Genomic DNA, 13,257 nt, shown 5'->3' with positions numbered 1-13,257 from the left:
GGGTTATCGTTCAAAAAGTTCGGTATTTATTCATAAAGATGATTTAGATTATAGTTTTGTTGCGGAAACTTACAAATGTGAATGAACATAAATAATTTGCCGTTAAGCTAATGGGTACGATAGTTGAGGAGCTTGCTTCGAGGCAGCTCCTCATTTGTTTATTGAAGTAACTGGAAGTTATGCGCAACAATGCATATGTTGGTCACGTCTAATTGTTTAGATAAGGGGGAGATATATGTTACGGGTTGTAATTGTTTTAGTCTTTCTCGGCTTATTGTTAGTTGGTTGCGGAAACTCTGTTGAGGGACTTGAAGGACAGATCGAGAAAGTAGAGTCCAATCGTCTTGTCGTGGATTGTACTGACGAGGCAAACAAAGGAAAAAAAGGCGCCATTAATGATATTGGGTACGGCTGTAATGTTGAATATACTAATGAGACGATTTTTCGAAATGAAACAGGAAAATCTTTGAAAGTGAACGATTTTTCACCAGGTTCAATCGTTAAAGTTGTTTTTGTGAAACCTTCGAACATCAGAAAGAGTATTGCAAAGGATGGGAGTTACGAATGTGAAAATAAAAAAAAGGTCTTTTATTCTGATAGTTGCGGTATTTTCTTTGATGATAATAGCTTTTTTAATCTATAGAACTAACATAGACTTTTTTAGACAATTTCAAAGCTTCTCGATAACGATAAATAATCAATCAGACTACGATATTGTTTCAGTAGAAACGGGGACAGTAGAAGGTTCATCGGGGGAAATTAAAGCTTCTAAGGATTATTATTCGAAGACGATTAAAAGTGGTGAGAAAGTAAAAATAAAGCCCAAGCTAAGTTTGACTAGTGAAGGAGGCATCTATTTAAAATATACCGATTCAAGAGGAGAAACCATGTCAAAAGGGGTATGTTCGTATACTGAGTCATTGTCGGGATATTCAGAAGTCACAATTAATAATGACAAAGTAACTGTTGAAGAAAATTGCATGTAAAATGTGTCGAGTGTAATTTCTTAGCTAGGGAATGGCAGCACAGCTCGTTACAATTTTATTGAAATAATCCATTGAACTAACGGGTACGATAGCTCAATAATGACATGGAGGCAGCCGGTTACGACGATCGGCTGCCTCTTTTAAGCTAACGGGCTGTTTAGCACAATAGATCCGTCTTTATTTGCAACATACATCCATCTCCTAACGTTATACTGAAAAGGGGGATTATAATGAAAAAATTTATGATAGTCTTGTTAGCAATGTGCTGCATTGTAACAGGGTGCATTAATACCGAGAAAACAATTACGTTAGTACAGATTAAAGACTTATTTGAAAAACATGGGATTCCTTTAGTAAAGCCAATAGAATTAAATACGGATAGTGTATTTCTAATGACTTTAAATGGTGTCATACCTGAACCTTTTCTTATTAATGATGAACAGTTAATCAGTATTTATGTCTATTCGTCCAGTGCTGGAGTAAAGAAAGGAATAAAGAATTTCGAGGATAAGACGGCAACGGCGGATCTGGTAGCACATGGAAGATACCAAGTAGCAAATGTATTGATTTTTTATAACTATGAAGGTTCCCATGCCCCTATGGATGAACGAGTTGAAATGGTTGTAAAGGACTTGAAGTCTCTTGTAAAATGATATGCTTAAACTAACGTGTAACGATAGCAAAATACAAAGGGGCAGCCACTTCGGCATGCTCCATTTTTATTGAGCTAAAGAGCAACATAGGTTTACTGTGTTATTTCGCAGGCTGTCCGTTCTGTCTTATTGTATTATTCCATTCCAACTATTCCCATAAAATTTTTATTAATAGAACGAAACATTTCCCCATGTTCGATCGTGTTATGAGCAGAAGGAGGAGAAACATTGGGAAGTAACGTGATGGACAATAATGAATACTTAGCAATCTTGGTGAACAAATACGCCGATATGGTGCTGCGATTGGCACTAACCCACCTCGGAAACCTAGCGGATGCGCAGGATGTGTGTCAAGAGGTGTATATCAAGCTTTTTAAGCACAAACGTCCCTTTAACGATTCCGAGCACGAGAAGGCTTGGATCATTCGAGTGACGATAAATACATGCAAAGACGTGATCAGAAGTCCATGGAAGAAATGGTTCTCTCCTGTTGAGGAGATACCACTGCCTATTGAGCATACCGAGAGTATGGAGGTCGTATCCTTTGTTCTTAAGCTCCCTCGGAAATACCGAATGGTCATCTATCTCTACTATTATGAAGGCTGCAAAACAGCTGAGATTGCCGAGCTCCTGAACTTAAAAGAGAGCACGGTTCGGACACAACTAAAGCGAGCGAAAGAGATTCTGAAGGAAAAGATAATGGGAGGATTTGACGATGACGATTAGAACGAAGTATGTGAACGGAATGAACGAAATAAAGGCAGACAATGAACTCAAACAAAGAATCATCAACAAATCAATCACGAGTGCCGCGGTACCTCGATCTGTAGCTCGAGCATTTCGTAGTAAGGCCGCGATGATTGCCGTTTCCTGCATGATTATATTCCTTCTTGCCGTTGGAGGACCACTTGTACTTCACAATAAGGATCAAGAAAATCCAGCTACTTTATTTAGTGGATTCGTGGTTACTGCTTATGCGGCAGACGGCGCTCAAATAGTGGTAAAGCCCGATGTAACCTTCCCGTTAGGCCAATACGCAACGTATATGAGCAGTGTGCCAGGCTTTCCTATAACAATTGCTTCGAAGGATGCAGACAAAATTGAAGTGCGAACCTCAGAGGGGGAGCTATTATTGTGGAATCCGGCGGATCCCATTGTGAAGGATCAGGGGAAGGAAGCGACCGTTAAGTCAGGCGATACGATCTATTGGTCTCCAATGGTAGAAGGCGACCCGTCACAATCTTGGGGAACCGAAGGTATACTTGAGATAACCGCATACAAGGATATGAAAAAGCTCGGGAGCAGTAGAATCGAGATCAAATTGGGAGATGACTACATGTACAATGGAAAGTTAAGCAATGACTGAGAAGGGTTACTGTGAGCAATATGACAGGCAATTAAAGATTTAGATTGCCGATAAGCATTAAGCTAACGGGTACGATAGTTGAACAAACAAGGGGTAGTTTGCTGCGGCAGCTGCTCCCTTTCTTTGTTAAGCTCCCATGGAAGAACGAAATTACTTCTGTGGTGTCGCGTGAGCGGCATGGATGGCTAATAGGGAGAAAAGTTCCAATATATGGTATTGTTATTCGCAACAAAATGAAGGTTGGGGGCTGTTATTTATTAATAAAAAGAATATGTCCAAAGAATATATGAGTAATTTTTTAGCTATTAGAAAAATGTGTAAATGAATTTGACCCACTTGGACTAATCGGCATGGGAGCTCCTGACGATGAGCATAAGCTGACTCAAAAAATCATTCGTAGCTTATACGACCACAAGATAGAAAGTATCAAGGATTTATTAATTTTACGAAGAGTATGGCTCTAGTGGTAGGGACATTAAGGATGAATACGATAGTTTTAACAGAAAAATTCAAATGACGTATAACCAAATTGAAGCTTGGTATCTCAATAAGAACAAGCCCGTCGATTAAGAGTTTTTTTGTTAAAAAGGAATGAATGCAACGCTTCAGAGAAACTCGCCATTGTGCAGGAGTTAGAGTCAGGAGAAGTCAGTCGAGCAGGCGTTGCTCTAAAGAATAATATCAGTGTAACTACCCTGGTGAAATGGCATTCGTACACATAAAAACAGCTATTCCGTGGAGTTTAAGATTCAGGACAGAAATTGCTACGGTTGACCGTGCAAAATGGTTATGACTAGGCATGCGTACAGTCAAGTGGTTATTCACCTACGTAGTATAAGATACACTTTCATGTAAAATCATGAATATCTTCCGATAGGAGTGATGTTATGGCTCATATGCGAAATAAAGGACCCATGAGACAACCACCGCAGTCTCCTCCTCCCGCATTCATCCCGCCGAAACCCGCTGTTTCTTATATCGTCGACTGCGTTTACCAGTACACCTATGTTTGGCTTAGGTCTGGCGAGAACTTCTGGTTTTATCCGACATATGTCGATATGGACGGTGTAGCAGGGTATAGATGGAACGGATCATACTGGTACTTCTATGGTATCGATCCGCGATTCATCGATGCCGTATCGTGTCCTCCGATTCCTACCCCTTTCTGAGTACTAAAAAACAGAGTGCCGGTGGTTCTGTTCACTCACCGTGCTCTGTTAGTGATACTTAGGACAACCTCGAATATAAAATATAATCCAGCGCCTTCGGCTCGCCCGATGCTTCCTGCAAAACGCGATTGTGCGGGAGAGGGGAGAGGACAATCGGGAGGCACTAAATTTGCTGCGCCAGTTTCCAAGTGTTGAGCCACTGAATAACAAGGTGAAGAAACCCGCAGAAGAAGCCAGTATCATTTCTGGAAACAATCTCGTACCTCGTTGAGCTAACGGGTACGATAGTTCAATGCCTGAAGGGCTGCCATGTGGCAGCCCTTCAGGTTAACGCAACAAAGTAGGTTGGGATACGTATATATCTGGATTGCTTATTCACATCTGAACATTGAAGAACTTAAGAAGCCTTGAAGATGGAAAAGGAGATGAAATCAATTTTACAACGGCATCCGAAATTTACCAAGCAGGCGATTGAAACAATTTCTAAAATAGTTACGTTATAATTTAAAGAAAAGGGGAGGATATTTAATTGAAGATGAAACCATATTTACTTATCATCATTGCCACGCTCGTTATTTTAACGGGATGCACTGCATCAGCTAAACCGCAAAGTGAGTTTTCTGAAACAGAAGCCATTTCAAAAGTATTGGAATTACAAGAATTAAAAGAAGAAGTTTCTCATTTCCCTGCTAAATCTGATGTAAATGTAGTTGAAAGTTCTCCACCTGGACCAGGACCTGACAAAAACACACCTAAATCAAAGACATACTATTCAACACAGGTTTCGCAAGCAGGGAAAGCAACCTTCATTGTCACTCTTGCCAAAAATCATAATTTAACACTGAATAATGAAGAACTTATAGCTTATTGGGTTTACAAAGTAACACCTGAAAACGTGCTGCTGATTAAAAGTGAAAATAATACGGACAAGTTAAAAGTAATAAAATAAACCATTGTGGCTTAAATGCCATCAATGGTTTTTCTTTGTTAATCGGTTGTCATTTGAAATCTCGAGTGATACTGCAATTGGCATTGAATTGGGAGCGAAATTGAAACTAAAATTGACAACGGACTTTCTCTCTTCATAAATTATTTCTTTGTTTGAAATGAATAAACATTTTCCTGCCAATAATGAGGTCAATTCCTTAAAAATAGTGATATAACAACAAAAATGGCGTCTCAAATAGGTTGTCAATTTGCATGCCATTTTGTATGTTAATATTAATTTTGCACCTTTGAAGTGAACCTTTTAGAGTATACGCTGCTCCTTTTTATTACTTCACCAATTTGACTAACTCATGTTTTTATTTCTATAAAGTTAATTCACCAATACCATTTTTATTGCCCATTCGGTCTAAGTAACTAAACGAATAAAGAAGATCAACAAATAAATACGTTAGCATTTCATTATTGACATGAAAACAAAGAAAAAAGCGCCGAATGGCGCTGAATTTTATGGGCTTAGTATAGATAACATGCGGTTAGTGGCCTCCTGATTTTCTAAAGAAAAAAGGTTGTGAGATTAAGCTAACGGGTACGTTAGCTCAATAAGCACGAAGAGACGTCAGCCGGTAAAGTGTCTGACGTCTTCTCAACTACCAAAGAACGGATACTTTCATGCTCTGTGGTGCGGCATAAGAGATGCATGGATGGCTAACGGACAGGATAATGGGAAAATTTGTTCGGATAGTAGGCATCGATTTTATGTTATATTTAATCGAGACGATTTTTTGAATTAGGCAAGCGGTGAGACTATTGAGAGTACCTTTTGATGGGATGTTAGTTTCCTAGGTGGGGACTCAATCTCTCAAAGCAAGTTACAATATTTAAGGTTGTGTTACTTTGAAATTCAATGATAAACATGATAATAAACGAATTAAAGCAGGACCGATTAAACTTTCAATTTATTTAAGTTTAATACTCAGTATCATCATATTAGCTGCAGCAGCGTTCGAAAACGTTTATTTTTTCAATGTATCATCAACTTTTGTAGCAATAATATTTTATTATCTAACAAAAGAAATAGTATTGTTAATTAAATCATACATTTACACATATATATTCTTAATAAGTATAGCAATAATAGGGTCTTTCCTTGTAGAACGAGAATTTATTTATATTTTATTTGCACTTGTAGGTAATATGGTAATCACTATGGCTATTTTATTTATTATGAATTTGCTTAAGGATCGAAAATCGTGAAAGATGATTGTCGAAGGACAACATCGCAGTATATCCATTTGAAGTCGCCTTTTTGGCGGCTTTTGTTCTTTTTATGCGATAAATCAACATTCATTGAGCTAACGGGTACGATAACTCAATAAACAACCAGGATAAAGGTGTCTAATGAGCTTACTTTCCGAACAGCAACTGTATTCCAAGGCGACGAAATCCTGTGAATGAGTGAGTATAGGTGAGATAAATCCTTAAAACCGAGGGACGGGCAAGATAGTTTAATGTCATGTAAGATTTAGCTTGTCTGGGGTACAAGTGAAGTACTTTGGAGGCAAGAAACAGCGGCAGCCTTGAATGGAAAAATTCAAGACTGCCGCGTTCCCTTTCCTTCTTCATCGGGAGGATAATAGAATAAAAGCCCGGTTTATAACCGGGCTTAAAGGGCCAGAAACATTACTATTTGTTTCTTACATACTCAACCCATTGCTCATACAGCTCTAATTCGGAACGTTGAAAAATTTCATTAAAGCCATTGGGATTTCTAATCACTTTATTTAACGCATCCAATCCATATTTATTAATGATGAACTCCACAATTAAATAAGATAGTTGAAATCCTTTCATCGCTTCAAAATCCCAAGTATCATTATTTAGCTCTTGAAAAGACGGGATAACAAGATTATGAATGGTATCTAAAGTGCTGTTCTTTATGAATTCTTCGCTCATTCCTTTTGACTCATATCCTCCAATACCCTGATGCAGCCATTTTGGAGCAAGCGGATTAATGTCATTGATTAACCACATGGTGAACAAGTGTACGGTGGATTTAAGAATGGATTGATACGTATGCTCTGGCCCAGGATTCAAAGGAGAAACAATTTTTAAATAATTGTCCTTAAAAGTACCCATGAACCAATTTGGAGCATTTTCTTCACCCACAGCTTGATGGAAGGTCGGAAGATCCGGGTAAATTTCAATGATAATTTTTTGGGATGGCTGGTGATTATATTTCAATGAAATTCTTTCAACATTATCCTTAAGCTCATTAAATAAGTCATGATGAACCTTCTTCAGACTATCGTTCAGATCATTTGATTCACTTTTATTTACAATTGATATCATATCTTGAATAGACATCATGGCAATGTCACCCCATTCTTTTAATTCTCTTCTTAATTTCTCCAATGATCGGTACAACCTGTTCTTTACTGCACTCTCACGCATTTCAACGATCTTGGAAATTTCCAACAAGGTACAGTCAACAAAAAAACGCAATGAAATAATCTGTTGGTCCAGCTCATTTAGTTTTTTTAACGCAGAACTAATATCAATCCGAATTTCAACATACTTAGCAAAATCAAGCGAGATAGACTGTGATTCGTAATCTGTAAAATCATAGGGGATTTCTTTTTTTCGCGATAAACTTCGAAATTCATTTCTCGCTGTATTCTGAGCAATTTTGAAAATCCAAGTGAATAAACTGGAATTTTCTTTAAAAGTATGAATGTTTTCTATTGCCTTTAAGAAAACTTGCTGCGTTAAGTCATCCGCAGCCATAGGATTTACTTTCAATGAGAGATATTTGCGGATTCTTTCGCGATATTGATCATAGCTGATTTCAAATTTTTTGATGATTCCCTGTTCATCCGGATAAACAGGGCTTTTGTCATGAGCTCCAGACACTGTAAGAACCTCCTCTTGACCTTACATTCAATTAGACACCGCAGGGAGATAAAAAGCCACATACAAGTAGAAAAAAATCTCGAATTGACCTTTTTTCCCAAGGGGGCATAGAGACAAACTTTTAGTCAGACCAAGGAAAGAATATGTCAATTGAATTCTATCGAGGTACCTTGGTTTAATTATCATCATTATGCTGCCTTTTAGAAGCAAGATTGGGGTAGCTCCTTTTTTAATTCTATATCCCCAATACTCATAATGTGGCTTTTTAACCATCTTAAGTGTCTAATAATATGAATGATTTAACCTCAGGAGGGATATTATGAAAGACCTAAGAATAGAAAAACTTGCTAGGAACGTTGTTCCAATTCATCGAGAGAAGACTAAAGCTAAAGGTAAACCAAGCGAAGAGCGCGGTAGATCAACCATGGAAGCGAAAGTTTCTAGGATTTAGTTTCAGCTGCTTAAGATAAGGATTGCAAAACAACCCTTACAGAAAGCAGAAGCCAGGATTCGGGAGATAGCCTCTCGAAGAAGGGCGATGAAGATGGAAGAGCGAATCAAAGAGCTGAACCAATACCTAATTGGTTGGTGCGGATACTTCTCGCTGGCGGACACGCCAAGTGTCTTTCTGAATATGGACAAATGGATTCGAAGAAGGCTAAGAATGTGTCTTTGGAAGCAATGGAAGAAACCAAAAAACCAAAGTCAAACGGCTTATATCATTAGGCATGCCTAATGATAAAGCCTTTGAATGGGGAAATACCCGAAAAGGGTACTGGCGAGTTGCAGGAAGTCCGATATTGAGCAGGGCACTCAATAATCGCTATTGGGAATCCCATGGATTGAGAAGCTTAGCGGACAGATATAACTCGATACGGAATATTTCATGAACCGCCGTATACCGAACGGTACGTACGGTGGTGTGAGAGGACGGGGGCTAGCCGCCTCCTCCTACTCGATTCTTCACAAAATAAGATATTTGGTGCATATGTCTTGGCATTTAGCGTTCAGCTAGTGCAACTTTCCAACCATTGGAAACGTTTTGTAATATCATCACCTCATTTTTATAAAACTATAGAACCGAAAATTTGATTGGTATTTTCCGAAATCTGTTTTGCGCTTTGGATCGCATCTGTACAAAAACCTAAGACAGGCGGGGGGTCTAGATGAGACTTATGTTGGTATTCATGTGTATATTGATGTTAACTGCTTGTGCGGATAGCACTGACAAATCAGGAAGACAGCAAACTCTATCGCTGGAGTTGGCAGAAAAATTATCTCTCGAACAAAACCTGCTGACAGAAGTGACTTTAAAGCAATATATCACCCCAGGCGGACCGCTTTTTACAATGATTCAAGGGAAAGATGAGTCAGGCGAAGAAAAAATATTGTGGTACCGTGGTGATTCACATACTCCTTCTTATACTTCCTATGTGAAAGATGGAATATCGAAGGATGTAGTATTGGATATATTGAAGACAAAAGGAATTTCGAATAAGAGCATTGCAGAAATGTATATCGCACCTGACATAACTAGAAACCTCATTACTTGGTTTGTAAGAGAAGAAGGAAACCATTGCCTATGGTTTGATTTCAAAACTGGGAAACAAGTATGGGAGAGCCCTCAAGATCCAAATATTTAAAAATAATTAATGTTGATTAAGCTAACGGGTACGATAGTTCAACCACGACATCACGGCAGCCGGCCATACGATCGGCTGCTGTTGTTCGTTAAAGTAACGGGAAGATGTCTTCTATTAATTTGAAAAAAGGTAATGGTTATCTTGGGAAGAATATGTAGTAATCAGGAAAGATTAAGGAAGGTAGAAGTGAATCAATGACCCTCTCAATAATCCAGCTATATTCTGAACCCGGTTGTTATTTTTCGATATCTTATAAGGTGCAGGGTTACATCAGTGAGATACTCAATGACAAAATAATGGTACCCCACAATATCTTTGAGAAGCTTAAGGGGAATAAAATGTCACTTATGGTATCGACTAATTCTCAGACAAAAATAGTCGAAGTAAAAGGCCCTAGTAGGGATACCCGTAATAAAATCCTTACTTGGGGATTATGGCTCCCGTATGAAGAAATAGTCAGAAACGATGATGAGAGACAAGCATTTATAACGTATTTTTTTGAGTCCATTAACATGTTGTTTGCCAGATACGACGTTACTACAGAAGAAATATCAATCGTTGAACGTCATGTGAGGGATGTGATCGTAAACGATCCCAATTACTATGTAGAAAAAGAGCTATTCGAGGAAATTGATTTATCTGATATAGATTTTGACTAAATATTATTGAACTAACGGGTACGATAGTTAAAAATAAAGGGTCCACAAATTAGTCATGTACAATATGTAGAACCCTTTATTTTATTTGGTTTTCTTTAAAAATTTTCAATCGCATACTTTATTTTCATCGATCAGTAGCCGATCACATTCGTAGTAGCGACAAAATGATGGTAAGACTACATTTTTAGACCTGCATTTGTCTCGTCACTGAACAACTCGCCAAGAGTATAATCCTTGTTTCACAAGGTAGACATAACCGTCCAGATTCTAGGTCGCCACCGTTGCTCATTTATTTTACTTTCTATGTCTGCTTGTCAGTTCGGACTTCTCCCTCGATGGGCACGATAATGACATCTGCTAACTCTTTGTTCAAGCTGTAATCGTTAAAGCCAAGCTCTGTGCTTTTACCTTGACTATCAATCATTCCGTAGACATTTTTTTCAATCATCATATGTTTGGTGAAAAATACGGATTCGCCGAAATCCTCATGCCGAGTGCCGACTTCTCCATTGCTTCCCATAGAATCATTTTGCCATTTCACCACCGCAATGCCATCCTGATTAATCTCGGTATAATTGATTAGTCCTTTATATTGAATCTCAAAACGCAGTGCTTCTCCCTTTGGGAAAGTATAAGAGAAAGTAAATCCTTCTCCTGATGCTTCAATTTCTTTACCCGCATACGTTTTTGGATAATGAATTGCCATTTCGCGAGCTTTTGCTAAATCTCCGTGCATAAGGATGTTGAAGCGCTCCTCACCAGACGGTGTACGCACAATTACGCTCTTATCCGTATTGTTGTATTTCAATACTCCTCCCAATGTGTCTGAAATAAACCGCAGAGGAAGATAGGTTCTACCGGCTTTAATCGTGACAGGGGCATCAAGCTTAACGCTTTTACCGTTAACCTCAGCAGTTGTGGCTCCGCTTTTAAGACGCATGGTCGTTTTCTTTTCTTTATGGACTATAACGATCGTCTTGGTGGCTTGTTCATAGGAATACGTAAGATTTGCCGGGTCGTTAAAAGCTTTTAGCTGCACCATTGTCCTTTGATTTACGGTTATTACATTCTCTTGAAGCGCGCCATCAATATAAACCAAGGTTGGTTTTTGCGGCATAGCGGAGACTATTGCTCCTGAAGCCAGCATTCCAATAATGGAAAGCGAAACGGCTGTTGCTTGTATCCATTTTTTCAAAAGTTAAGCCTCCTTGTTATATCCTATTTCTTCCTAATTTCACTAACGTAATTTTTTATAAAATGTTGCATCCTGAGTCGTTGATGTGGAAGATTGGTGATAGTAGAACATACAAATAGCAGTTTGCTACGGCAGCTGCTCCCTTTCTTTATTAAGCTAATGGGCAGGATACTTCCAATATATGTTAATATAAAGCTAGTTGTGTGGTATAAAGTTAATTAGACTCGAGGATGAGGTTGAAATACATTTATCAAAAAAATCAGCTAACAACAAGGTTATGATCGAGTATTTCGATTCACTAGAAGAATCTGATAAGAAACTAGTTCCGTTGTTTATTTGTCCAGGTCTGTCTGAGACTGCAGAAGAATATCTAGATTTGCTTGAGGCGGTTTTACCAAGAAGAAGTATAATTCTATCATTTCGAGGCAGGGGTAAAAGCGATACGCCCGATAGGGGGTACAACCTAGCCGAGCATGTATCAGATATTGAAGCAGTCGTAAAGCAGACCGGAATCTCATCGTTCCATTTGTTTAGTTATTCACGTGGTGTTTCTTATGCGTTAGGCTACGTCGAAAGACACAAGGAACAGATACAATCTTTAATTATTGGCGACTATCCTCCGGAGCATCGAGCAATGCCACATGATTGGCCTGAAGATTACATAAACAACTATCTAATCCCCTACAATCGAACAGTGAATATCCGACCTGAAGCGGTATGGGGCATCCAAAGAGAATCTACTCTAATTAATTTGGATTATTTGTCTTTGTCGATGCCCGTTTTAGTGGGGAGAGGGAAGCTTCAAGAATCGTTAATTACGGAAACTGACCTTGATTGTTATAAGAAAGTGTGTAGCAATATAACAGTAAAGGAGTACTTTCAGTCTGGTCATAACCTAAAAGGGCCCGAGAAAAGGTTGTTTTATACCGACGTAATTGATTTTTTAGATAAAGTAAATTGAAAAAACGTACAAGTGTTATTATTTTATACTGAGCGAATGATTGAACTAACGGGTACGATAGTTGAATGAATGAAGCGTAAACCTCATCTGGAAATTGGATCGACAATGTATATACCGATGTTTGTATTGATATTTTTGGTAGATTTGTTTTGTAATAGTGCAATAAGCACATTCATAGATTTTGGTAATATGGTAGATTTAAGGTAAAAAATAATGGAGTGAAGATTGAGTGAGACGGCGGTTTATGCTTTTAGTTTGTGGATTTTTGCTGGTGACGCTGCTTCTGCCCTTTCAGGCCGCCGCCGCCGCCGAGTCCGTTTCCGCGGTGGTAGCAGAGAGTTCGAAATCGGGTGTAACGATGGTTGCAGGAGGATGGCGTTATACTCTCGCTCTAAAACAGGACGGAGCGGTATGGGCGTGGGGAGACAATGAATATGGACAACTGGGCGATGTGATTTCAAGAATTCGTAGTACTCCTTTTCAAGTACAGGGTCTCGATTCGGTGGCAGCCATCGCGGCGGGTTTTTCGCATAGTTTGGCACTCAAAAGCGACGGAACCGTCTGGGCGTGGGGAAAGAAAGATCTTGGTCAACTGGGCGATGGAAGCAGCACGATGCCGGGAGCGAGCAGTTCTTCCCCCGTTCAGACAACCAATCTAAGCTCCGTGGCCGCTATCGCGGCGGGTGATTTCCATAGTTTGGCGGTTAAAAGCGATGGAACGGTATGGGCGTGGGGAGGGAATTGGCTCGGTCAACTGGGCGATGGAA

The 13,257-nt window shown here is 39.0% G+C and carries 14 protein-coding genes and 1 pseudogene; 13 read left to right on the top strand and 2 right to left on the bottom strand.

Annotation, left to right across the window (positions count from 1 at the left end):
- Positions 1-235 precede the first annotated feature (235 nt).
- The 8 genes from AC0YNZ_RS30720 (at position 236) to AC0YNZ_RS30685 (ending at position 5,123) form a co-directional block, all read left to right on the top strand.
- Entirely contained in the window at positions 236-643 is a 408-nt protein-coding gene (locus AC0YNZ_RS30720) for a hypothetical protein (RefSeq protein ID WP_475830168.1), read from the top strand.
- Positions 567-986: a hypothetical protein gene (locus tag AC0YNZ_RS30715; RefSeq protein WP_475830167.1), complete on the top strand. Its 420-nt coding sequence runs from the start codon at positions 567-569 to the stop codon at positions 984-986. The genes AC0YNZ_RS30720 and AC0YNZ_RS30715 overlap by 77 nt, the downstream gene beginning before the upstream one ends.
- 230 nt (positions 987-1,216) lie before the next feature.
- Positions 1,217-1,639, top strand: a complete 423-nt coding sequence (locus tag AC0YNZ_RS30710; RefSeq protein WP_475830166.1) for a hypothetical protein — start codon at positions 1,217-1,219, stop codon at positions 1,637-1,639.
- A 228-nt stretch (positions 1,640-1,867) separates the two neighbouring features.
- Entirely contained in the window at positions 1,868-2,365 is a 498-nt protein-coding gene (locus AC0YNZ_RS30705; RefSeq protein WP_475830165.1) for an RNA polymerase sigma factor, read from the top strand.
- Positions 2,355-3,005 carry a hypothetical protein gene (locus AC0YNZ_RS30700; protein ID WP_475830164.1) on the top strand — a complete coding sequence of 217 codons (651 nt, stop codon included), beginning with the start codon at positions 2,355-2,357 and terminating at the stop codon, positions 3,003-3,005. The genes AC0YNZ_RS30705 and AC0YNZ_RS30700 overlap by 11 nt, the downstream gene beginning before the upstream one ends.
- Positions 3,006-3,583: 578 nt before the next feature.
- On the top strand, positions 3,584-3,727 hold the full coding sequence (locus AC0YNZ_RS30695) for a hypothetical protein (RefSeq protein WP_475830163.1): 144 nt from the start codon (positions 3,584-3,586) through the stop codon (positions 3,725-3,727).
- Between the two features lie 165 nt (positions 3,728-3,892).
- On the top strand, positions 3,893-4,174 hold the full coding sequence (locus tag AC0YNZ_RS30690; RefSeq protein WP_475830162.1) for a transporter: 282 nt from the start codon (positions 3,893-3,895) through the stop codon (positions 4,172-4,174).
- 529 nt (positions 4,175-4,703) lie between these two features.
- Positions 4,704-5,123: a hypothetical protein gene (locus AC0YNZ_RS30685; RefSeq protein ID WP_475830161.1), complete on the top strand. Its 420-nt coding sequence runs from the start codon at positions 4,704-4,706 to the stop codon at positions 5,121-5,123.
- A gap of 1,682 nt (positions 5,124-6,805) precedes the next feature.
- On the opposite strand, the gene AC0YNZ_RS30680 is transcribed toward AC0YNZ_RS30685, so the two are convergent.
- Positions 6,806-8,032, bottom strand: coding sequence for an RNA polymerase sigma factor (locus AC0YNZ_RS30680; RefSeq protein ID WP_475830160.1), 1,227 nt, complete (start codon positions 8,030-8,032; stop codon positions 6,806-6,808).
- Positions 8,033-8,376: 344 nt separating this feature from the next.
- On the opposite strand from AC0YNZ_RS30680, the pseudogene AC0YNZ_RS30675 reads away from it, so the two are divergent.
- The 3 genes and pseudogenes from AC0YNZ_RS30675 to AC0YNZ_RS30665 form a co-directional block, all read left to right on the top strand.
- Positions 8,377-8,922, top strand: a pseudogene (locus AC0YNZ_RS30675) (group II intron maturase-specific domain-containing protein); the annotation flags it as partial.
- A 276-nt stretch (positions 8,923-9,198) separates the two neighbouring features.
- Positions 9,199-9,675: a hypothetical protein gene (locus AC0YNZ_RS30670; protein ID WP_475830159.1), complete on the top strand. Its 477-nt coding sequence runs from the start codon at positions 9,199-9,201 to the stop codon at positions 9,673-9,675.
- 194 nt (positions 9,676-9,869) lie between these two features.
- Complete coding sequence (locus tag AC0YNZ_RS30665) at positions 9,870-10,334, top strand: hypothetical protein (protein WP_475830158.1); 465 nt, start codon at positions 9,870-9,872, stop codon at positions 10,332-10,334.
- 301 nt (positions 10,335-10,635) lie between these two features.
- Here AC0YNZ_RS30665 and AC0YNZ_RS30660 read toward each other — a convergent pair whose 3' ends face one another.
- A complete protein-coding gene (locus tag AC0YNZ_RS30660) occupies positions 10,636-11,529 on the bottom strand; it encodes a copper amine oxidase N-terminal domain-containing protein (RefSeq protein WP_475830157.1) in 894 nt (297 codons plus the stop codon).
- Between the two features lie 277 nt (positions 11,530-11,806).
- On the opposite strand from AC0YNZ_RS30660, the gene AC0YNZ_RS30655 reads away from it, so the two are divergent.
- Entirely contained in the window at positions 11,807-12,490 is a 684-nt protein-coding gene (locus tag AC0YNZ_RS30655) for an alpha/beta fold hydrolase (protein WP_475830156.1), read from the top strand.
- Between the two features lie 229 nt (positions 12,491-12,719).
- On the top strand, positions 12,720-13,257 hold a 538-nt coding region (locus AC0YNZ_RS30650; RefSeq protein ID WP_475830155.1), incomplete at its 3' end, for an RCC1 domain-containing protein.

Source organism: Paenibacillus sp. J2L1-98 (assembly GCF_056269405.1).
The sequence above is the reverse complement of the archived record's forward strand: the minus strand, read 5'-3'. Positions and strand labels throughout refer to the sequence as shown.

What these genes read in the sequence shown, in the direction of transcription:
- AC0YNZ_RS30690 (WP_475830162.1), top strand. Translation starts at nt 3,893, where the DNA reads ATGGCTCATATGCGAAATAAAGGACCCATGAGACAACCACCGCAGTCT.
- AC0YNZ_RS30665 (WP_475830158.1), top strand. Translation starts at nt 9,870, where the DNA reads ATGACCCTCTCAATAATCCAGCTATATTCTGAACCCGGTTGTTATTTT.
- AC0YNZ_RS30655 (WP_475830156.1), top strand. Translation starts at nt 11,807, where the DNA reads ATGATCGAGTATTTCGATTCACTAGAAGAATCTGATAAGAAACTAGTT.
- AC0YNZ_RS30710 (WP_475830166.1), top strand. Translation starts at nt 1,217, where the DNA reads ATGAAAAAATTTATGATAGTCTTGTTAGCAATGTGCTGCATTGTAACA.
- AC0YNZ_RS30700 (WP_475830164.1), top strand. Translation starts at nt 2,355, where the DNA reads ATGACGATTAGAACGAAGTATGTGAACGGAATGAACGAAATAAAGGCA.
- AC0YNZ_RS30720 (WP_475830168.1), top strand. Translation starts at nt 236, where the DNA reads ATGTTACGGGTTGTAATTGTTTTAGTCTTTCTCGGCTTATTGTTAGTT.
- AC0YNZ_RS30670 (WP_475830159.1), top strand. Translation starts at nt 9,199, where the DNA reads ATGAGACTTATGTTGGTATTCATGTGTATATTGATGTTAACTGCTTGT.